The sequence below is a fragment of the Enterobacter cloacae complex sp. IR5401 genome (assembly GCF_049238425.1).
Classification (GTDB): domain Bacteria; phylum Pseudomonadota; class Gammaproteobacteria; order Enterobacterales; family Enterobacteriaceae; genus Enterobacter; species Enterobacter hormaechei_C.
Genome location: NZ_JBMKHN010000007.1, coordinates 254,684 through 276,461, shown reverse-complemented (window position 1 = coordinate 276,461; position 21,778 = coordinate 254,684). Strand labels below are relative to the sequence as shown.

General features: G+C 53.1%; 20 protein-coding genes. 14 read left to right on the top strand and 6 right to left on the bottom strand.

Annotation, left to right across the window (positions count from 1 at the left end; translation table 11 throughout):
- Positions 1-130: 130 nt before the first annotated feature.
- The 13 genes from ACOTX1_RS13355 to ACOTX1_RS13295 all read left to right on the top strand — a co-directional run bounded on the left by ACOTX1_RS13355 (position 131) and on the right by ACOTX1_RS13295 (position 12,881).
- Complete coding sequence (locus tag ACOTX1_RS13355; RefSeq protein WP_052696119.1) at positions 131-1,093, top strand: hypothetical protein; 963 nt, start codon at positions 131-133, stop codon at positions 1,091-1,093.
- A 112-nt stretch (positions 1,094-1,205) separates the two neighbouring features.
- Positions 1,206-1,592: a hypothetical protein gene (locus tag ACOTX1_RS13350; RefSeq protein WP_045892369.1), complete on the top strand. Its 387-nt coding sequence runs from the start codon at positions 1,206-1,208 to the stop codon at positions 1,590-1,592.
- Positions 1,593-1,676: 84 nt separating this feature from the next.
- Positions 1,677-2,027 carry a phage tail protein gene (locus ACOTX1_RS13345; RefSeq protein ID WP_045892371.1) on the top strand — a complete coding sequence of 117 codons (351 nt, stop codon included), beginning with the start codon at positions 1,677-1,679 and terminating at the stop codon, positions 2,025-2,027.
- Positions 2,027-2,797: a phage minor tail protein L gene (locus tag ACOTX1_RS13340; RefSeq protein WP_045892372.1), complete on the top strand. Its 771-nt coding sequence runs from the start codon at positions 2,027-2,029 to the stop codon at positions 2,795-2,797. Before ACOTX1_RS13345 ends, ACOTX1_RS13340 begins: the two co-directional genes overlap by 1 nt.
- Before the next feature lie 12 nt (positions 2,798-2,809).
- Positions 2,810-3,541 carry a C40 family peptidase gene (locus ACOTX1_RS13335; RefSeq protein ID WP_045346860.1) on the top strand — a complete coding sequence of 244 codons (732 nt, stop codon included), beginning with the start codon at positions 2,810-2,812 and terminating at the stop codon, positions 3,539-3,541.
- A complete protein-coding gene (locus ACOTX1_RS13330; RefSeq protein ID WP_045346858.1) occupies positions 3,529-4,122 on the top strand; it encodes a tail assembly protein in 594 nt (197 codons plus the stop codon). Before ACOTX1_RS13335 ends, ACOTX1_RS13330 begins: the two co-directional genes overlap by 13 nt.
- Before the next feature lie 55 nt (positions 4,123-4,177).
- Positions 4,178-8,077: a phage tail protein gene (locus ACOTX1_RS13325; RefSeq protein WP_232969754.1), complete on the top strand. Its 3,900-nt coding sequence runs from the start codon at positions 4,178-4,180 to the stop codon at positions 8,075-8,077.
- Between the two features lies 1 nt (position 8,078).
- Positions 8,079-9,044 carry a DUF6453 family protein gene (locus tag ACOTX1_RS13320; RefSeq protein WP_059476497.1) on the top strand — a complete coding sequence of 322 codons (966 nt, stop codon included), beginning with the start codon at positions 8,079-8,081 and terminating at the stop codon, positions 9,042-9,044.
- A 60-nt stretch (positions 9,045-9,104) separates the two neighbouring features.
- Positions 9,105-10,418, top strand: coding sequence for a phage tail protein (locus ACOTX1_RS13315; RefSeq protein ID WP_253161869.1), 1,314 nt, complete (start codon positions 9,105-9,107; stop codon positions 10,416-10,418).
- A gap of 82 nt (positions 10,419-10,500) precedes the next feature.
- The gene (locus ACOTX1_RS13310) at positions 10,501-10,740 is read left to right on the top strand and encodes a hypothetical protein (RefSeq protein ID WP_232969676.1); all 240 of its coding nucleotides are present in this window, start codon (positions 10,501-10,503) and stop codon (positions 10,738-10,740) included.
- Positions 10,740-11,063: a hypothetical protein gene (locus ACOTX1_RS13305; RefSeq protein WP_232969677.1), complete on the top strand. Its 324-nt coding sequence runs from the start codon at positions 10,740-10,742 to the stop codon at positions 11,061-11,063. Before ACOTX1_RS13310 ends, ACOTX1_RS13305 begins: the two co-directional genes overlap by 1 nt.
- Positions 11,063-12,331 (top strand): Y-family DNA polymerase, encoded by a 1,269-nt coding sequence (locus ACOTX1_RS13300; protein WP_232969678.1) that lies wholly within the window; start codon positions 11,063-11,065, stop codon positions 12,329-12,331. Before ACOTX1_RS13305 ends, ACOTX1_RS13300 begins: the two co-directional genes overlap by 1 nt.
- Before the next feature lie 142 nt (positions 12,332-12,473).
- Complete coding sequence (locus tag ACOTX1_RS13295; protein ID WP_032666022.1) at positions 12,474-12,881, top strand: cell envelope integrity TolA C-terminal domain-containing protein; 408 nt, start codon at positions 12,474-12,476, stop codon at positions 12,879-12,881.
- Between the two features lie 66 nt (positions 12,882-12,947).
- Here ACOTX1_RS13295 and ACOTX1_RS13290 read toward each other — a convergent pair whose 3' ends face one another.
- Entirely contained in the window at positions 12,948-13,619 is a 672-nt protein-coding gene (locus ACOTX1_RS13290; RefSeq protein ID WP_263521543.1) for an SOS response-associated peptidase, read from the bottom strand.
- A 477-nt stretch (positions 13,620-14,096) separates the two neighbouring features.
- Positions 14,097-15,077: a VirK/YbjX family protein gene (locus ACOTX1_RS13285; RefSeq protein ID WP_023314335.1), complete on the bottom strand. Its 981-nt coding sequence runs from the start codon at positions 15,075-15,077 to the stop codon at positions 14,097-14,099.
- A 167-nt stretch (positions 15,078-15,244) separates the two neighbouring features.
- On the opposite strand from ACOTX1_RS13285, the gene pphA reads away from it, so the two are divergent.
- The gene (pphA, locus tag ACOTX1_RS13280) at positions 15,245-15,889 is read left to right on the top strand and encodes a protein-serine/threonine phosphatase (RefSeq protein ID WP_023314334.1); all 645 of its coding nucleotides are present in this window, start codon (positions 15,245-15,247) and stop codon (positions 15,887-15,889) included.
- Positions 15,890-15,923: 34 nt separating this feature from the next.
- Here pphA and ACOTX1_RS13275 read toward each other — a convergent pair whose 3' ends face one another.
- From ACOTX1_RS13275 to yebS, 4 genes are all read right to left on the bottom strand, one after another.
- Positions 15,924-16,163 carry a YebV family protein gene (locus ACOTX1_RS13275; RefSeq protein WP_003859885.1) on the bottom strand — a complete coding sequence of 80 codons (240 nt, stop codon included), beginning with the start codon at positions 16,161-16,163 and terminating at the stop codon, positions 15,924-15,926.
- 106 nt (positions 16,164-16,269) lie between these two features.
- Positions 16,270-17,733 (bottom strand): 16S rRNA (cytosine(1407)-C(5))-methyltransferase RsmF, encoded by a 1,464-nt coding sequence (gene rsmF, locus ACOTX1_RS13270; RefSeq protein ID WP_023314333.1) that lies wholly within the window; start codon positions 17,731-17,733, stop codon positions 16,270-16,272.
- A 56-nt stretch (positions 17,734-17,789) separates the two neighbouring features.
- Positions 17,790-20,423 (bottom strand): PqiB family protein, encoded by a 2,634-nt coding sequence (locus tag ACOTX1_RS13265; RefSeq protein ID WP_023314332.1) that lies wholly within the window; start codon positions 20,421-20,423, stop codon positions 17,790-17,792.
- Positions 20,392-21,675, bottom strand: a complete 1,284-nt coding sequence (gene yebS, locus ACOTX1_RS13260) for a membrane integrity lipid transport subunit YebS (RefSeq protein WP_003859890.1) — start codon at positions 21,673-21,675, stop codon at positions 20,392-20,394. The genes ACOTX1_RS13265 and yebS overlap by 32 nt, the downstream gene beginning before the upstream one ends.
- Positions 21,676-21,778: the final 103 nt, after the last annotated feature.

Genomic DNA, 21,778 nt, shown 5'->3' with positions numbered 1-21,778 from the left:
TGCTTCAGTTTTAAACTCTTCAGGATAACGCTTACCGCTCATGGGCACCTCTCTTTAAGTCATCTTAAATGACTCTGAGGTGTCTGTTAAACGCGTGGCGATTCAAAGTCATATATTTATGGAGGTTGTCATGGAACGCAATGGGTGGGAAGAGCTTGGTCCATTTAACCTAAGCATTTCTGGTTATAACAAGGAGGAAGATGCAAGAAAGGTTGGGGATAATGTTGGGGAAATTATAAGAGCATTATCTAAGTTCATTGATCTTAGCTATCTTGATGGTGTCACCATAAGCTATTTTTACGAAAATGCTCTTCTTTCCTTGGATCGCGGCATTGAAACCGATACTAAGTTGCAACCTTCATCGGGGGAAGTTGTTGGTGTTGCAATGACGCCAATGGTTTTGCGCAACGGAACGGTAAAAAGTCATATTGTTCTTAATGCGGCTTTTATCGAGGGCATTCTTGACAATGACCTTCGTGGTGATGCATTTCAGCAAGCCCTTGCCATCATTGCTCATGAGTGCGGTCATGTCTCCAATTGTGGCGCGCTAGATAGGTCATTTCCTGGTAGAGCCCTAAATCATAGATATTCTGATATCCATGAAAATCTTCGTGGTGAATGTTGGTTGTCAGTCATTGAAGAGTATTGTGCTACAAGGATTACCGGCACAATTGGTTTTGATAATAACAAGCTATATGAAGAAACGTTCATTGGTTGCGCTGAAAAATTACGCACTAATATTTTCAACGCAAAATTTGAATATAGGTTTCATCATAATGTAGATAAGGTTTTGAAAGAGGTTTATGATTTAATTTCAACGTCGCTAAAATTTGCAGCCTATTTCTTGGGGGATTGTGAGGCCAAAGGGATTAATTATGCTAATAATGAAGCGCTGAAAGGAAATGAAATCATCTGGTTGCATCCATATATTGAAAGCCTAAATGAAGTCTGTCGGAAAATTTTTGATAACTACGGAAAGTGGGAGTCAGTCAGAGAAATGGAGTTAATTTCTGATGTTCTTGATGCTATGGCGAAGGATTGCGGAATTATTATTCGCAAGGTTGAAAAAGGGTTTTGGGTTGATGTTTTATAGGGCTGCTTGCTAACTCATTTAAGAGTGCTGGCATACTAATTTGGGTATAGTCGCCAATTTGTTTTTTGTAAGGCTGCTGCGACCTATACAACACACCGCAAAGGATATGATAATGCTTAAAAAGATGCTAAGAAAAACCTTAAAGACAATAGGTATGTTACTTCTTCTTGTTGTTGTGATTATTGTCGCTGCGTTGGTTAATAAACCAACTGAGCAAGAAAAGAAGCAAAAAGAAGCCAAGGAACTTACGGATAAAAAACTGGATGAGCTTCGCGATGCCTGTGAATCATACGTAAGGATGTCAGTCATTAACAAAAGCACTCTGGATATGTCGGTGTTTGGCTCGAACAGATGGCTCGGTGACGACGGTAAGTTTTACGTCACGCAGGAGTTTAGCGCCAAAAATAAATTTGGTCTTGAACAGAAATTCAGGGCCGAATGTATTGAAGACAAGGATGGGAAGACTGATTACCGGCTCGTAGAAATGAATGGTAGTTAAATCAAAATGGTCTGATAACCTTCCCTCCCATACTTTCAACCAGATTAAGCCTCGCAAATGCGGGGCTTTTTTTATGGAGTATATATGGCAGCTGAAACATATAGCTGGCGCTCTCAGCTCGGTGCTGGCGCGATTGAATATAGCCAGGCGGTACGCGCAGCGCAGTTCGGTGATGGCTATGAGCAGGTTGCTGATAACGGTATTAACAGCACGGCTATTCAGATCCCTATGAAGCACACAGGCGCAGAATCGGAAGTGGACAGGATTCGTGATTTCCTCCTTGCTCATACCGTGAAGGCTTTCATCATTACGCCGCCAGGTGAAGAAAAGGGGCTTTACCGCGTCGTAGCCGATTCGGTTCGTAAAACGCAGATCAGCAGCAAATATGCTGAGTTGACGTTCACCATCAAACGGGCTTACGGAGTGTACGCATAATGGCATTAGTCGATCAGGCGGCGATGCTGGCTCCGGGTGGCAGGGTCCGCCTGGTTGAAGTTGACGCCTCAGAGTTCAGTGGCGGGATCCACCGATTCCACTACGCACCTTTCCCCCATACCCCCGAAGAGATCGATGTTGCCAATGGAGATGAACAAAAGCTCGGACCCAAGCCAATCGTCTTCGGTGGCAATACCTACGATTTTTGGCCGTTTCAGGTTTCAGGCCTGGAGCTTTCAACAGACCAGGCGGCGGAGCCCACCCTAAGCGTCTCAAACCTTGACGGCCATATCACTGCGCTGTGCCTGCAATTTAAGGACATGGTTAACGCCAAAGTGAGCATTATCGATACCTATGCGGTCTATCTCGATGCCGTAAATTACCCTGGCGGTGTAAATCCTACAGCTGATTCGTCAATGTTCACGATTCAAACCTTCTGGCTTGACACCAAAACCTCCGAAGACGACGAGGTAGTTACCTGGTCACTCAGCAGCCCGGCCGATTTGCAAAATCTGGTCATTCCTGCACGGCAAATCACCTCTCTCTGCGAGTGGGCGCTGCGCGGGCAATACCGTAGCGGCGACGGCTGCACCTACAACGGCACGGCGTATTTTGATGCGAAGGGTAATCCTGTCGCTGACCCGGCGCTGGATGTGTGCGGCGGCTGCCTCAGTGACTGCCGTAAACGATTTGGCGCTGGCCTGGCAGACCCTGACGCGGCAATCCTCGATTTTGGTGGCTTCCCGGCAACCGTTCTCTTTATCCGATAACCGGACGTACCAATGAATAAAACCATAATGGCAGCTATCCGGGCGCATGCACTGGAGGAATCCCCGCGTGAGTGCTGTGGCCTCGTTATTCAGTCTGGCCGTCGCCAGCGCTACATTCCTGTGCCGAATACGCACGAAATTCCGACAGAGCATTTTCGCATCGACGGCGAGCACTGGGCTAACGCCGAAGATATCGGGACGATTATTCGCGTCATCCACTCCCACCCGGGCGACGGTGCCCGGCCTATTCCGTCCGATCTGGACCGCCAGCAGTGCAACAACTCCGGCGTGATCTGGGGTATTTACTCACCTGACAGCGATGAATACGCCGAGATAATGCCGGAGGCGGTGCCGCTTATTGGGCGTCCGTTTATCCTGGGCTCGAATGACTGTTGGGGTCTGATTATGGACTGGCATGCCATCCAGGGCGTCACGCTGAACGATTTTCGCGTCGATTACCCATGGTGGGAAAGCCAGTACCCGGACAACCTCTATTTCGAAAACTGGGAGCGGGAAGGGTTCGTCGAGTGCGATCCGGCACCAGGCTGTATGGTTATCATGCAGGTTGATTCCGATAAGTGGAACCATGCGGGCATCATCACTGAAGAAGGTGAACTACTCCACCATCTTTACGGCCAGCCTTCATGCATTACCCCATATTCCAGAGGCTATTTCAAAGACCGCACGATGATCTGCGTTCGTCACAAAAACTTGCCGCAGGAGATAAAGCCATGGCGCGTTTAACCACGATTCGATTGTATGGCGCACTGGGCGCCCGGTTTGGGCGCGTTCACCGGCTGGCAGTGCAGACATCTGCCGAAGCTGTCAAAGCTCTGTGTATCAACTTCGACGGACTGGAAAGCTTTCTGATGAATGCCAAAAAAAACGGCATGACCTTCGCGGTGTTTCGTGGCAAACGCAACATCGGAGAACAGGATTTCAAGGAGCTGGGTGGTGACAGCGATATTCGTATTGCTCCTGTAATGGAGGGGGCAAAAAAAGCAGGATTATTCCAGACGATCCTTGGCGCTGTAATGGTCGTCGCGGGTATCGTGGTGACAGGCCTTTCGTACAGCTGGGCTACACCAGTAGGCGGAGCCATGATTTCTGCTGGCATCGGTATGATGGCCGGCGGCATCTACCAGATGCTTTCTCCCCAGCCCAAAGGGTTACAGGGGCGAGACGATCCTGACAATAAACCCTCTTATGCCTTCGGTGGTTCAGTGAATACCCTTGCGATGGGAAACCCGGTCGCGCTTCTTTATGGTGAGCGAGAGATCGGCGGCGCCATCATCAGTGCAGGCATAGTCGCTGAAGACATCTGAAAACTCCTTTCTGATTATCAAGCACCCAGTCGGGTGCTTTTTTTATGGATGTAATATGGAAGCGATCACTGGTGCAAAGGGTGGCAGCCAGAAGCAGCACACACCTGTAGAACAACCTGATTCTGCGCAGTCAATGGCGCGCTGCCGCATGCTGCTGGCGCTCGGGGAAGGTGAGTTTGCTGGTGGTCTGGATGCGACCAGCATTTTCCTGGACGGTACGCCCCTGGGAAACGCCGACGGAACGATGAACTTTGAAAATGTTTCCTGGGAATTTCGTCCGGGAACACAGACCCAGACGCCGATTCCGGGTTTTCCCGCAGTGGAGAACGAAACTACGGTTGGCGTATCTCTGACAAAAGCCACGCCCTGGACGCGCGCGCTGAGTAACACCCAGATTGACGCTGTGCTCGTTCGCATTGGTATCCCGGGTTTGCAGCAACAGGAAAACGACGGGGATATTGTCGGCACTACCGTAAAATACCATATCGATCTTGCTGTAGATGGTGGTGCGTTCTCTACGGTCATGACAAGGACCGTGACAGAGAAACTCAGTTCGCTCTATGAACTCACCCATCGCATTAATCTTCCGAAAGCCAGTACGGGCTGGCAGATTCGCGTGGTCCGCGACACCGACGACAGCACCAGCCAGATGTTGCAGAACAAAACGCAGGTACAGGCGATCAATGAGGTGATTGATGCGCGCCTGCGTTATCCCCACACGGCGCTGCTGTATGTGTCGTTCAACGCCAAATCGTTCAACAATATCCCAAAGGTTTCCTGTAAACCTAAGGGGCGCATTATCCGCATCCCTTCGAATTACGATCCGATAGCCCGAACCTATAGCGGCACATGGGACGGGACGTTTAAGTGGGGCTGGACGAATAACCCAGCATGGATCTGGTTCGATGTGCTCACTGAGCCGCGTTTCGGACTTGGCCGACGCGTCACGGCGCAGATGCTGGATAAGTGGGAGCTTTACCGTATTGCCCAGCGTTGCGATCAGAAAGTACCTGACGGGAAGGGTGGCGACGGTACCGAGCCGCGCTTCATGTTTGATGTCTACATCCAGTCGCAGGCTGATGCGTGGCAGGTAATCAAAGACATCGCCGCAGGGTTCAATGGCATGACGTTCTGGGGCAACAATATGTTCAATGTTGTCTCGGACATGCCGGCGGATACGTCGAAGCTGCAAATCCTTACCCGCGCTTCGGTGGTGGGCAAACCGGTTTACTCGAGCGGCAGTGAAAAGACCCGCTTCTCCAGCGCGCTAATTAACTTCAGCGACCCTGACAATCACTATCAGGACCGCACAACAGCGGTGATGTTCCCGGACCTGGTTAAGCAGTTCAAGTTTAAGCAGACGCAGATCACCGCGATCGGCTGTACGCGCGAGAGCGAAGCACAGCGCCGTGGCGGGTGGGCTGTGTACTCCAACTCACTCGACCGGATTATCACGCTACAGACCGGGCTTGATGGCTATGTCTACGTGCCGGGTACCGTGTTTGCATTTGCCGACGAACGCCTTTCAGGGCGTGTTTATGGCGGGCGTATAACCGGATATAACGCCGGGTTGAAGGCTGTGACAACCGATCGGGGAACCAGTGCCGTTGCGGGTGACACACTGATGATCCGCACACGGGGCGGTACCGTTGAAAGCAGGGTGATCCAGGCCGTAAACGGCACGCAGCTGGTGGTTGCCACGCCTTTCACGGCAGAGCCGTTACCCAACGCTGTATTCGTCATCGATGCCGGGCAGTTGCGCCTGCAATACTTCCGCGTTACGAACCTGAGATTTGATGATGAAGAAAACACCTTCACAATCACCGGGGCCGAATATAATGCATCAAAATATGATGCGGTCGATAACAATGCCCGCCTGGACACGCCGCCAATTAGTCTGATACCAACCGGCCTCGTCAACCAGCCGACCAATATCGTGGTAGCGAGATATGACGCAGTGCGCCAGGGGCAGCGAGTGGCTACCCTGACGGCATCCTGGGATGCGCCGGTCGACAAGAACGGCAAACCACAGGCGGATGTCATAGCCTATCGGGTGCAGTGGAAGCGCGGCGACAATGAGTGGGTTAACGTACCGGAGACCGGTCTTCGCAATATCGAAGTGCCTGGCATCTTCGAGGGTGATTATCTGGTCCGTGTACGCGCGATCAACTCCGGCGGTGCATCGAGTCTCTGGGCAACTTCCACGCTTACACACCTGAAGGGACGCGCGGGTGAGGTACCCAAACCTGTCGGGCTTAAGGCCTCCGAAGACGTCGTATTCGGAATCAACGTCACCTGGGGATTCCCGGCTAATACTGGCGACACCCTGAGTACTGAACTGCAATACAGCATTGCCGCTGACGGTTCGAATCCGATGCTTTTGGCATCTGTACCGTATCCGCAGAAACTTTATCAGCAGATGGGGCTGAAGGCGGGGCAGGAATTCTGGTACCAGGCGCGGCTTGTCGACAGGATCGGGAATCAGAGTGGATGGACCGACTGGGTGCGCGGGCAGGCCAGCATCGATGTATCCGATATCACCGATGCAATCCTGGAGGACATGAAAGGCTCCGATACGTTCAAAGACTTGATCGAGAACGCGGTGGACAGCAGCGGAAAACTGGCAGAACTGGCTGATGCAATCAAAGAGAACGCAGACGGCCTTGCTGCTGCGGTTGGCTCGAACAAGCAGACCGCTGAAGCAATCATCGGAAACGCGCTGGCTATTGCCGATGTTGTCGTGCGCCAGACAGCCCAACAGGGCGCTAACTCTGCGACATTCGAACAGCTCCGGGAGGTGATCGCTACTGAAACGGAGGCGCGCGTAACGGATGTTACCCGTCTTGAGGCAAAAACTGCGCAGAACGAGGCGGGAGTTACCGAGGTAAGGCAGGCTCTGTCAGATGAAGCTCAGGCAAGGGCTACTGCTGTTGATCAGCTCACTGCGAGTACTCAGGTCATTTCTGATAAAGCTGATTCGGCTTCGAGTAAAGCTGACGCTGCATCAGGTAAGGCAGATGCAGCTGAACAATCCAGCTCACAAAACACTGCTGATATCACCACGTTGCGACAGGTTGTCACAGACACGACTTCATCAATGGCATCCCGCCTGGAGGAGCTGGGAGCAAGAACCGATACTGCCAGCGGCGGCATCCAGAATAACGCTATCGCGCTAATAACGAGTACGCTGGCGCAGGTTGATCAGCGGGTGAGACTCAGTGCGCAGTACGGTGACAGCAAGGCCGGCATCGATCGTATTGATAACGTCATGGCAAGCGACAGGGAGGCAACAGCACGTTCGCTGCTAAGTTTGCAGACTGACGTGAACGGCAACAAGGCATCCATCAACAGCCTGAATCAGACGTTCTCCGATTACCAGCAGGCCACCGCCACGCAGATAAACGGCATCACGGCGACCATCAACGGGCACACTTCAGCGATCACCACCAACGCGCAGGCCATTGCGAACGTCAACGGCGACCTGAAGGCGATGTACAGCATCAAGGTTGCCGTAGACGCGAATGGAAAGCAGTATGCCGCCGGAATGGGGATCGGTGTTGAGAATACTCCATCTGGCATGCAATCACAGGTGCTGTTTGTGGCTGACCGTTTCGCGGTAATGGCGCAGGCTGGTGGGGCGGTATCGTTGCCGTTCGTTATCCAGAACGGACAGACCTTCATCCGGGATACGTTCATCCAGGACGGTACCATCAGCAATGCCAAAATAGGTAACTACATTCAATCTTCAACCTGGGACGGCACCGGGAACGTTGGCTGGCACATCAACAAATCTGGCTACGCGACGTTTAACAACGTGACCGTTCGCGGCTCGATTTACGCCACAACGGGTAACTTTGGATTCAGTGGGCCGAACAAGGCGACGGTGATAGACAGTAATGGTGTAACTATCAACCTGACCGGAGGCGGCCGTATCGTACTTGGAGAATGGACATAACATGCCAAGAGGACTACTAATTGATCTGAATGATGGCGGAAAGCGGATGGAGATAACGGCGGGTCTTCGGTGCCCGTCGTTTGGGGCCAACTTTGACAGTGGCTACCAGAAAGCCAAGTACGCTGATGTTGCCGGTTATGTTTCCGGGGCGCAGGTGCTGTTTATCCCGCACGCGACGGCTTATCTTGATTCAGGGCTGCTTCATAAAATGAACTCGGTCACCATATCCGGTGGCCGTGTGACGCAGAACTCCACGATGAAGGACGTAAGCATCAGTGAGCGTGAGAGTACGTACACGTTCCCCGGAAGCATCTGGCAGATATTTCCTCCTGGCCAGCGTAAAGGAGAAGGCCTGCTTATTGATGACAGTACTGACTTCCTGGCGATTACCAATGCCACGCAGTCAGGGCAGTGTATCTGGAAGGGGACCGTCAATGTCCCCACTGGCGGCTGGGCAGTTCCCACAATAGCGGGATACGACAAGTCCAAATATATCGTCTTTGGGCGCTGCAATAGCGGTAATACAGTCGATTTCGATGGCAACACGGTCAGGTTCTTCAGCCCTCCATCCACCAACGATGATGCTCCGACGACCGGCACGATAGATATTGTCATCTTCGCCAGTGGCGTGGCGCCGCAGCCTGGCACGGGGCTAAACATCTTCAATGCAGCCGGAGCCTGCACGTTTTCAACAACCAGGCGTCCCTTCGTCTACCTCAATCAGCTCTGGACGCCTTCGAAAAATGCCGTGAGCATCGGCAAAGGTTATGTTCCGCTGGGCAGATTCGGGCTGATGGCCCATGAAGTAAATGGCATGTATGTGTATCGAATGTTTGGAATAAAAATACAGAACGGCAGTGCTTCAGTTCAGGGTGGGAAATATCTTGGGCGCGAGCGGTATGCAATTTTTGGTAATGACACGGTAACGCCACTGAACCTTCCCGTTCTACCCGATATGTACGTCTGAATAAACTATCTTTTTAATCAACCTCGCTCCGGCGGGATTTTTTTATTGCCTGGAGAAAACATGATTTATACCACTGGCACTATCGCCATCAGCGGAAACACCCTTACAGGTACCGGCACAAACTTCACTGCTGCTGGTTCTCTTATTCGTAACGGCTGTACCGTTATTGCAATGACCAGCCCAGCGCAGGTTTTCCAGATCACCGCGATTGGAAGCGCAACCTCTCTCACCGTTACGCCAGCTGCTAACCCTGCAATCCCTGCTGGAACAAAATATGCCATTCTTCTGAGTGACAGTCTGAGCGTGGATGGGCTGGCGCAGGATATCGCTGAAACCTTCACGATGTACCAGCGCTACATGAGCGGGTTCGCTGATGTAATGAACGGGACATCTGATGTCACCATCACTATCAACGGCACTGCCGTCACCGTACCGGGCCAGAAATCACTGGCGAAGAAAGGGGCAAACAGCGACATAACCAGTCTTTCCGGGCTGACCACAGCGCTCAGCGTTTCCCAGGGCGGAACCGGTGCAAAAACAAAGGAAGACGCTCGCACAAACCTCGCTTTGGGAAGTAGTGCTACCAGAGATGCGTATAGCTCGTCTGGAAAAATGTTATCCGAAGGAGATTTTGGGTTAGGCGGCGCAGCATTGCCGACTGGAAATGAACAGGCATGCGGATTTTACAGAGCAATAGCTGGTGCAAGTGGAAATCCTTTAAATAACTCAGGCGTTATTCTCAATTATCAGGTTTACGGCGCTAATGCATTCACAAGAATTGCCACTTCCTATGAGCTACCTGTTCCCAGGATTTTTGTATCAACAAAGGTGAACTCTACCTATTACCCATATTATGAATTTTACACCACGGGTAATACTACAAAGGCCAGCGATGGCACGCTCAAAGCAGCGTCTCCAGTTGCCCGTATAGTGAAAAGTCAGGAAGAGTGTCAACGTGCAGACATCGACGAGGCTGGTTTTGCCTGGTGTGGCTGCGGTACGGCGAACGCCGAGGCTGAAGGGATCAAAATCTCGCGGCTGGATGTTGGGGTGTATGTTCTTATCGGCTCGGCAGGCCTGGCATCAGAAGGTTGGCAATTGCTCCCGCCAATGGACCCAGGTGGAATGGGAGAACTGGGTGTAGTTGAAGCTGAGCAAACAGAAAGCGGTGGGCTGACGATTCGGCTTTTTAAGCGGAAATACATGCTGAGCGATGAAGGGGAGATCGTCAAAACAAAAGGGGCTCCTATGGATGTTCCGGCCAACAGCTGGATCGACGTTCGCCTCGATATGCCAGAGGATAGCATCTGGAAAACAAGAGCTACCGAAGCTTCTCTTGAACTGACAGAGCAGCCTGAAGACATTCAGCCTTAAAAATTAATAGGCGAACCCAAATTGATCTGCATTCCATTTGAAACTACTGTATATAAAAACAGCAGTGAAGGGAGTGCAGATTATGCCCCGAATTTCAGATATTCAGGCCGCCTTTATTGCGACCATAGAGCTTAACCCAAAGGGCTACCGCTACCTGAGAACAGACAGCTTTATAGAAAAGTTGCGTGGTTTTAACTGGCACTTCACCCGAGCCGACGCCAATGCATGGATAGAGCGCAATCAGCCAGGCTTCGCTGACAAGACGACAGACGGTAGTGATAACCGGTACTGGATCCTGAGAAACATGGGGAGGGTCCTCTGATGGGATTTGCATCACCTGCTACCGATTACGTCGAACGCCAACTTTCTCCATCCGTTCTGTGCAACATAGGGGCCGAAAGCAGGGTGCTTGAAACAGATGTTGGGTTTGCAGTCATTGAGCCAGCCACGAAAAAAAGGCCAGGAGATGTATTGTTAATTTTGTGCGACGGCCACACGCAGTTTGCAAAACTGATGGGCAAGGCGCTAATTACGGATGATGGTGAAGCGATTGAGGGATCAGCGCTTGAAGAAGTGGAAGTGCTGGGTAGGGTGACGTTCTTCATCAATCATGCGAGGGATGACGACGACAATCCGGTGATGTGATGTTTGCCCTGGTTGATGTGAACTCATTTTATGCCAGCTGCGAGACGGTGTTCAGACCCGATCTGCGCGGGCGGCCGGTTGTCGTTCTGTCGAATAATGACGGGTGCGTAATAGCACGTAGCGCCGAGGCAAAGGCAGCCGGGATAGCGATGGGTGAGCCGTTCTTCAAGCAGAAGGAGTTGTTTCGGCGAGCTGGGGTTGTTTGCTTCAGCAGCAACTACGAGCTGTACGCAGACATGTCCAGCCGGGTAATGACCACGCTGGAAGAAATGAGCCCGCGCGTGGAAATTTACAGCATAGACGAAGCATTCTGCGATCTGACTGGCGTAAGAAACTGCCGGGACCTGACTGAATTTGGGAAAGAGATCCGCGCGACTATTTTACAGCGGACGCATCTTACAGTCGGCGTCGGCATAGCGCAGACCAAGACGCTGGCTAAGCTGGCTAACCATGCTGCGAAAAAATGGCAGCGGCAGACGGGAGGCGTGGTCGATCTCTCAAACGTCGACCGGCAGCGCAGGTTAATGGCACTGATGCCGGTAGAGGATGTCTGGGGCGTTGGCCGGCGCATCAGCAAGAAGCTGAACGCTATGGGCATCAAAACCGCACTGGACCTTTCAGAGCAGAGCACGTGGATTATCCGTAAACACTTTAACGTAGTACTCGAGCGAACGGTCCGAGAGCTGCGCGGCGAGCCATGTCTGGATCTGGAGGAGTTCGCGCCGGTAAAGCAGGAAATTGTATGCAGCCGATCGTTTGGCGAACGCATTACAGACTATGAGCAGATGAGGCAGGCTATTTGCAGCTATGCGGCCCGTGGTGCTGAGAAGCTACGTGGTGAGCATCAGTACTGCCGTTTTATCTCCGCTTTTGTCAAGACATCACCTTTTGCCCTTAATGAGCCGTATTACGGAAACAGCGCATCGATAAGACTGCTCACGCCAACTCAGGACAGCAGAGACATCATCAACGCCGCGGTAAAGTGTCTGGACAAAATATGGAAGGACGGTCACCGGTACCAGAAAGCGGGCGTCATGCTGGGTGACTTCTTCAGCCAGGGCGTGGCCCAGCTCAATCTGTTCGACGATAGTGCGCCTCGAGCTGGTAGCGAGAAGTTAATGGAGGTGCTGGATCACCTGAATGCAAAGGACGGAAAGGGCACGCTCTATTTTGCCGGGCAGGGAATACAGCAGCAGTGGCAAATGAAGCGAGAAATGCTGTCGCCTCGATATACCACGAGATATTCAGATTTGCTTAGAGTCCGATAAATTTTCTTGATGTCTTGGTCCGCTTTATTCCAGAAGGGGACGAAGAATTGCTATTGCAAAAAAATTAGTAGTTGAAAAGATGGCAGAATGAAGGAAGAATGTGCCAATATTGCTGAGGTTTAAAGGGATTTAGGGGCAAGATATGGGATTGTCTAATACAGTACAGAAAATCGTTATATCAACCATTGCGTTCAGCCTGGTCGCGGGATGTGCGCCGTTGCATCCTTCTGACTGCCATAAGACCACAGCTACGGGTAATTGCAGTTCAGGACGCTGGGATGATCAGGATGAATGGGGTAAGCAAGCTCGGGCAATCAGGGCGGCAATAAATGACAAACTTGATGAGCCTCAGAAATGGAAGGGAAAAAAATGCAGGTTGCATATTGAATTTGCTCAGGATGGCACGGCTTTAAAAATATCAACCAGCAATGGTAATAAAGCCTATTGCGAAGCGATTGAATCAGCAGCCCATAAAGCTAAATTCCCGGCCTTCAACAATCCGGAAGTCTACAGAGATTTTCAAAAATCCGGCTTTAATATGGGCGGATAGCAAGGCGATGCCTATCTAAATGTTCACTTCTCGCTCATTTAGAACGCGCCTGGTTTCTTTAACTTTTTATTGTGCTGCCTCGATTAGTTCCTGCCCCTGGTTCTTAACATTCCCCACGGCACGCGTAACGGCGTGCCAGATAAACTTGTCGGCGGGAACTGTTCCGTCGGCAATTATCTCCTCGGCTTCCTTCCCGCCAACATCCTGACGCATCCACTCCCGGGCGGCTTCTGGTGACAAAACAAGAGGACTGCGGTCGTGAATGTACACCAGACCTTTGTCAGCAGCAGATGTCACGATCAGAAAGCCCTCAGCTTCATCGCCGCGTTCAAAAGGTGTGCTGCCGATCGCCGCCATGAATATTGGATGCCCGTCGGCCCGGTGAATGAAGTAGGGTTGTTTCTTGTCGCCTTCCTTCTTCCATTCGAACCATCCATCCGCAAAACAGATCGCCCGGCCATGCTGCCACAGAGGTTTAAACATTCTGCTGGTGGCCGCGGTTTCGACGCGCGCGTTTATCAGGGGTGCTTTATCCCACCACCCGAGCGCGTAGCCCCAGAACACCGGATCGAGATGTAACTGCTCATCGCGTTCGCTCAGCAGCAGCACTTTGGTACCGGGCGCCACGTTGTACCGGCTAATAGGTTCCGGGTCATATGCAATGTCGCGATCGCCTTCATCGGCAAGGTAGGCCAGATATTCTTCACGGGTTTGTGCTTGTGCAAAACGTCCACACATAGAAACCTCCAGTCGGATGTCAGACTGAAAGTATAGGGCAGGGAGAAAAAGTAGCGCGCGCTAGTTAAGTCTTACAATCGGATCGGTGGGGATTATGCTGATGGTATGGGAAGGCGTAAAGCAGCGTGTTACGAAACTGGAAGGAGCTACGCAAAGTTGGGGAGATTTCGAATCGAAGCGATCCCGAAGTTCACTCGTCGCCCACACGAAAAAGATGGCAACGGTTTGATCTTGAATGGATGTATTGGTAAGCATTGAAACCCGTTAAAAACGGGTTTCTGATATGTAAGTGTTTGAATAAATTCAAAAAAGACTGGTTGAAGCGGAAACAGGAATCGTATTCGGTCTCTTTTTATCCGCATGAAAATAAACGATAAAATCCGGTTTTCGTCTCAGCAGAAGGTTCACTTCCTGTGCGCCTGCCTCAAACATACCACAACCCGGCAGGCGTAAGTCCAGTCCTTTTTGGCTGTTTTGTTAAATTTTTGTTTGTATTTTGCCTGAGACGACTGCGGGATCAATGCGCGCCTGTACGGAAGCCGCAATATCATCAAGTAACGCAAAGCGGCGACGGTATTCGGCGCGTTTTTTGCTGGCAATCTCCTCCAGTGCTTTACGCTCCATCTGGAGCGGCAACTGCCAGCAGAAGGGGGAGAGTTTCTTTCCGTTCAGGCCTTCCCAGAACTCGTCGTAGCTGGCGTGAAAATGACGGCCTTTGCTCAGACGGTAGCGCAGCGCGCGGAAAACATGGCCTTCATCGCTGACGGCAAAAATCGCGCTAATGTTCGAGCGTGAGGCAAGCTGGAAGATCACCTCCATCAGCACGCGTTTCGGGAAAAGCCCATGGCAGGCACGGGTAGCCTGCTTAATCACCTCCCGTGAAACATGACGACGTGGACCCTGAAGGCCGCCGATCACCAGCACCGTACGGCCGTTACTGCGTGCGACACAGAACGTCAGGCTGGCAAGCAGCGTATTGTCATTGTCGTGCAGCCAAAGCGTGCTTTCGCCTTCGCGTTCGGCCTTACCTGCGGACGAGGCGTGGACGGTATAGATTTCGCCGTTTTTTGCCTCGAACCGGACAACTGGCGCCTCTTGCGGGCTGGTCAGCGCGTGGGCGAGGGCGATGTTTTTCAGACTATCAATCCACTGATAGTGGCTGATGATAGCATCGGCCCGATCGTTTGAGTTCAGGCCGCGCATCAGATACTGGCGGTGAGTTTTGCTCGGCAAGGTAATTTGAGAGGTGAGCAGCCTGTCGAAATCATCGCGCCCGGACAGGGCCTCCAGCATGCGATGGGTGGAGGACCAGAATAAAAGCGAGCGTAGAAGAAACTTTAACCGGTAATCACGTTTGTGCCAGATTGGGCCGGGAACGCGTTTTCCTCTCACCAGTTCAGAAATAATATTTGTGCGATGCGGATAAAAAACATCGTTTTGCAGGTGTATGTTTGACACGTGAAAATCCCTCTTTTTATTCCGCTCTATTTTAAAGGCCAGGGAATAAGGGATTAATAGCGCAGCGATCTTTATTTCCGGCTGGTTTATGGTTTGTTTGGATTCGCGAAATCCGACGCCAGTTCATGACATTTTCTGTGGCAGCTATACTTCTTACAGGAGGCGTTATGTATCAGAAAATAGAGGGAGAACACTGGCGTCATGTCTGGGTTGTCAGCGATATTCATGGTTGCTATCAGTGGCTTATGGATGAGCTGAAACGACGACATTTTAATCCTGATACGGATCTGCTGATCTCGGTGGGGGATATTATCGACCGCGGGCCTGACAGCGTAAAATGTTTACAGCTGATGCAGGAAAACTGGTTTTATGCGGTACGCGGTAATCACGAGCAAATGGCGTTAGATGCGCTTAAAAATAATGATTTTAGTCTCTGGTCGATAAATGGTGGTAACTGGTTTACCGGTCTTAAGGACGCTCAACAAAAACAGGCGAAGGGTTTACTCGACGCGTGTCGGGACTTACCGCACATTATTGAAATAACCTGCAAAAACGGTCTCAACGTGATTGCTCATGCGGATTATCCCTCCGCCGAATATGGCTGGCATAAGCCGGTGGATGCCCAGCGCGTGCTGTGGGATCGCGACCGGTTAATGGGCTTTATGGTGGGCAAAGGGCAGGGCATTAGCGGCGCGGATCACTTCTGGTTTGGACATACGCCTGTGGACAAACGCTACGATTTTAACAATCTGCACTACATTGATACGGGGGCAGTATTCGGGGGCTTTCTGACGCTGGCGCAGCTTCAGTAATAAATAACCCGCCTTCGGGCGGGTTCTCTTTGGATCAGGCAAGACGCAAGACCCAGGCATCGGTTTTACTGTCGTAATGCTCACGGTACAGAACGGAATGTTCCCCATCAAGGATTGCCGGGACGCTGGTATCTGCATCCCAGGCGTCCAGCTGCATGCACAAATCCGGATCGGATTTGCAGGGAATACTTAACGTTCGTTCGCCTTGTGATTCGCCGCGCAATTCAGCGTCGTCGATTTCAAAAGCGCCAATGCGTACGCTGGTTTTCGTCATAATGCTCTCCGGTTTGTTGCCCAAAATCTGGTATGACCAGTGCAGTCACCCATTTTTGATCCTAGACAAGGAGAGCGAAATCGCCAGTAAAAAAATGCGCTTTTTTTCAGGCGCTGCGGTTGTTACCGGTAAACAGGCGGCCATCGCGTACCAGTTCGCGCGGATAGCTGTTTTTCAGCCGCGAGCCGACTTTTTTCGCCAGCCCCAGCGGATAGCCCTGATACGTCACGATGACTTCATCCTGTGACGGGCCGTCTTCCGGGTAAACGTCACGACCGCGATACCACTCTTCCGCTTCCTGATGCGTCAGGGCAAAGGTGTTCTCACTGCCGGCCAGCGCAATGACCGCTTCGTGCTGCCAGCGATAGCCTTTGTTGTGGATCTCCGCCAGGCGAATACCGAGGCGGGAGAAACGCACCTTACCAATCAGCGGTTCGATGTTGACCGGGAACAGCCACAGCTCTTTGTCACGCATCCAGAGGCGCAGGCTCTCATCCCAGTGCAGGCCGACTTTGCTCGCAGCCGCTTGCGCCTGTGCCGCCTCACGGCCTTTGACCGGCGCGAACGGGAAGTTGCCGACCTTAAACTTAGGGGCAGGCAAGGGATCGACGGCGCGGGTTTTACGCAGACGGGCAACAAAGAAGCCTTCGCAATCGTAAATCTGCGGGAAGACATGCAGGAAGCCTTCAGGCGTGGCCGCATGGCTGGCCGAGTCGAAGAGGGTGTCCAGCGGCAGAAACTCGACGGCATCCACATAGCGTTGCTTGAGCCACAGGCAGACGTCCTCGTTTTCATCGCGATTCAGCGTGCAGGTAGAGTAAACCAGCGTCCCGCCTGGGCGCAGGGCATGAAACGCGCTGTCGATCAGTTCGCGCTGCGTGGCGGCGATCTCCAGGTTGCTTTCAACGGACCAGTTTTTTAACGCATCAGGATCTTTACGCACCACGCCTTCGCCGGAGCAGGGCGCGTCGAGCAGGATGGCATCAAAGGCTTCCGGCAGGGCAGCGCCAAACACGCGACCGTCGAAGTGCGTTAACGCGACGTTGTGGATCCCGCAGCGGCTGATATTGGCATGCAGGACTTTAACGCGGCTGGCGGAAAATTCGTTGGCGAGGATCGCGCCGCGGTTGTTCATCCGGGCGGCAATCTGCGTGGTTTTAGAGCCCGGCGCCGCCGCGACATCCATAACCCGCTCAGGCTGGTTCCCGTCGGCAAACAGCGCAGCAACCGGCAGCATGGAGCTGGCTTCCTGAATATAAAACAGCCCGCTCAGGTGCTCGGCGGTGCTGCCGAGCGGCAGGCTCTCCTCGTCATCCCGTTCGATCCAGAAACCCTCTTCACACCACGGCACTGGCGTTAATTGCCAGCCGTAGGGGGAGACGAGATCCAGAAACGCCCCGACGCTGATTTTCAGCGTATTGACGCGAATACTCCGGCGCAAAGGGCGCTGGCATGCGGCGACGAAATCGTCGAAAGAGAGATGAGCTGGAAGCGCCTCGCGCATCTGTGCGAGGAATTGTTCGGGAAGAAATACGGAGTTTTGAGCCACGGGCACACCACAGGGAAACATTCAGGTGCGCAGTGTAACATAAAGGCTCCGGCGCGTTGACACCGGAGCCTGCGAGATTAACGCGGCAGCGCCGTTCCCCATTCGCGCCACTCTTTCGGTTCACTTTCCAGCAGCAGGAAGTGTTTACCTGCCTGCGCCTTAGGCGCCAGAGGCGTGCCAGGCGGCGTCGCGAAGGCAATGCCGCCGCGAATGAACTGGTTAAAGGTCCCCGTTTTGACCACGCCACCGGTCAGGCCGAAGTCCAGCGAGTAGCCTGAAGCGAGCCAGAACACCGAGTTGTTGCGAACCAGATGCTGATAACGCTGGCTGATGCGCAGGCCGACCATCACGCGATCGGACAGATTACCCAGCGTCAGGCTTGTTACTGTCCCTACTTCAATGCCGCGGAACAAGACCGGCGTACCGATGCCCAGCGAACCGGCTTCCGGAACTTCAACCACAATGCTCAGACCGTCCAGATAACGGGAGTCGGTGATGGTGGCCTCCTGCAACTCAAATTCACGACGCACGTTGCCACGACCCGGTTCAACGTTTATGTACGGCTGAAGTATGGTGTCGAGATGCTCAACCCCTGCGGCAGAAATTTGCGGCGTAACCACCGAGAAGCGCGAGCCTGCCCGGGCGAACGTCTGCACATATTCCGGATAAAGCACGGCGGTCGCCTGAACTTCGTTGCGCGCGGTGATCAGCGTCAGCTTCTGGACCTGCCCGATATCAATGCCGAGATAGCGGATGGGCATGCCTTCAGCCAGTTTACCGGCATCAAAGGTGTGCAGGGTAATCTGCCCCCCGACCGCGCGCGCCGCGGTTTCGGACGGGAAGAGGATCCGCTTGTCACCTTTACGCATGTTGCCGCCCGCGCCGCTCAGGTTATCGAAGCTGATCGCACCGCGCAGGGCACGGGAGAGGGGAGACGCCTGTACGGTCAGCCCGCTGCCGTTGAGCTGCACTTTCGCGCCGCCTTCAGCCCAGAACACGCTGTTTGGCGTGAGCAGCTTGCGGTACTCCGGCTTGATATGCAGTTCGATATCAAACGCGTCCGCACGAGGACGAACGGTGATCACTTCCCCGACTTCAAACTTACGATAAAGCACGACGGAGCCTGCCTGGACGTCCGGCAGCGTTTCAGCGCTTAAGGTCAGCGTGGTGGTCGGCAGGTCGCCAAGGCTGTTTTCAATGGCTTTGTCCAGATTGGCGAACAGCGGATAACTCTCGCGCAGCGCACCTTTGCTGCCCGGCAGAATGCGGATCCCGCCGTTAACCCACTCGCTGGCGCTGGCGCCGAGGAACTCAACGCCGTCCAGACCCACCTTCACGTCGACCCGGCTGTTAACCACAAATTTACTGTCGCCGTGAACCAGATTGCTGTACTGCGGATCGATGGCGGCGGAGAAGGAGACCCCTTTTTCTGTCAGCTTACGTTCGAGGACCTGGCCCACCTGCACACCGTGCAGGATCAGCGGTTGCCCGGCTTCGATACCGTAGCTTTCCGGCGCATTCAGCGTAACCGTCAACACGCCCGGTTTTTGCAGCAGGGCTTTATCCGCCGGGGCGATAACAAAGTTTTTGTTCGGCGCGCCTTCACCGGGGATCAGCTCAAAGGTGCTTCCCGTCAGCAGGGAACTGATGCTGGCGTCGCTGAGGGAGAGCTTCGGATTACGCAGTTCAATGCGCGTTTTTTCCCGCAGGAGATCCACCACGCTCGGATCCACCGTCATTTCGCCGGTAACGGAGCCGCCCGCATTGAGGGTTAATTTTGTCAGTTGCCCGACCTCTAAACCCTGGTACATCAACGGGGTCGAACCGGCTTTCAGGCCTTTGGCATCCGGCAGGGTCAGCTTGACGATGACACCGCGCTGGCTGTGCGCCAGGTCGGCGTACAGGCCAAAGGTATCTTCTGCGGCGGCAGGGCTGGAGTCAGCAGGTGAGTCGAAGGCGATAGCGCCATTCACCAGCGCCGCCAGGCTCTCAAGCTTCACTTTCGCACCGCTTAAGCTCAGGTCGGCATCGACGCCGGAGACGTTCCAGAAGCGGCTGCCTTTTTTCACCAGGTTGGTAAAACGGCGCTCGATGAGTACATCAATGGTCACGCCATCTTTGTTCGGGTTAATGGCGTAGTCGTAAACGCGACCAACCGGAATTTTGCGGAAATAGACCAGAGAACCACTGTTCAGCGAACCCAAATCCGGCGCGCGGAGGTGGATCATCAAATCGCCGTTATTCAGCCGATATTTCGGCTGGGTGTCCAGCGCAACAAAGTGATCCTGTGGCTCGCCTTTGCCGGGCATCATGCCGATATAGTTACCGCCCACAAGCGCATCCAGCCCGGAAACGCCGGCCAGGGAGGCTTTAGGCGTGACCAGCCAGAACTGCGTTTCGGCGCGCAGGGCATCCTGCATATCAGACTTAATGCTCGCCCGGACCTGAATTTTGTTCAGCCCTTTGCCGAGGGAAATATCCTGCACGGTACCCACTTCCACCCCCTGGAAGCGAACGGGGGTACGTCCGGCGACAATGCCGTCCGCAGACTGGAAATCAATCGTGATGGTACTTCCGCGATCTTCATAGCTCGTCCAGATAAGCCAGCCTGCGATCATCAGCGCGATGACAGGTAGCAACCAGAATGGCGAAATGCGGCGTTTTGTTTTAATTCTCGCTTCAGTCGGCGAAGCGGGCGTTTCCTGACTCATGTGCGTCCCAAAGTAAGCGGCTGTCCAGCCATTCCACTGCAAGAATAGTCAATATCACCGCAGAGCCGAAATAAAAAGCTGCGGGTCCCATGGTAAAAGCAAGTAACTGATCGCGATTGATGAGCGACATCATCAGCGAAATCACGAACAGATCCAACATCGACCAGCGACCAATCCAGGTCACGAATCGCAGAAGCAGGATGCGGGTGCGTAGTCCTTGTTCGCATTTAAAGTGAATGCTGATAAGCAGCGTAAACATCACCACCACTTTGGTAAAGGGCACCAGAATACTGGCGATGAAAACAATGGCGGCGACCCCCACGTTACTGTGCGCCAGAGAGATAATCCCTGAAAGGATAGTATCTTCCTGACGGGCGCCGTTCACATAAATTACGGAGATCGGCAGCATGTTGGCCGGGAACAAAAATACCAGGGAGGCGATAAGCGCCGCCCAGCATTTTTGCAGGCTGTTGTTGCGTCGCAATCTTAACGGAATGTGGCAGCGCGGACATCTCCCGCGTTTATCCGGAAAACCGGTGTAATGGCACCCCAGGCAGACGCGCAGGTTGTCATCAGGCCGGGTCGCGGGACGCTGCGGGTAAAATCGCTCCCAAAGCTGTTCAACATTGAGATGAATCAGGGTCAGAATACTCAGCAGGACCAGTGAAATAAACGCAAAAAGGCCAATGCCAGGTTGTAAAAATGCATAATCCTGCACCTTGATAGACGCCACGCCGACGCCCACCAGATAGATGTCCAGCATCACCCACTCCTTGAGCTTTTCCAGCATGAGCAGGACGGGGCGCAGGTTCATCCCCAGTATGTTGCCAAACCACAGGTAGGCAATTGCCGCGACCAGCACCAACGGCGCGCCGACGACGCAGAACAGCACCATGGCGGCCGTAAGCGGATCGCCCTGGCGCGTCATCTGCCAGATCCCCTGCAACACGTTAGCGTCAATACGCACGCCAAGCAGGTATAGCTTTAACAGCGGCTCGGTCCAGGCGAAGGGCATCAGCAGCAGCATGGTTACCGCCATTGCCGCCAGACGCGTCAATGACCAGTCCCGGCCATCGCGAATTTTGGCATCGCAGCATGGACAAAAAGCACTTTGGTGCGATTTCATCTTCGGCAACATAAAAAGCGTATCGCACTGGGGACAACGCTGATAATGTGCACGGGGCAGAGCCTGGCTTACCGTACGGACAACGATCTTTCGTGTCGGCGTAATTTGGGGTGTTTTTAGGGCCATCAGTCGCACACAGATTAGTATTGTTGAAAGTTATAATAACTCATGAACGGATTCATCTTGAGCATGAGCGCATTTAATGCTTATTTTAATAGGCTATGCGGTA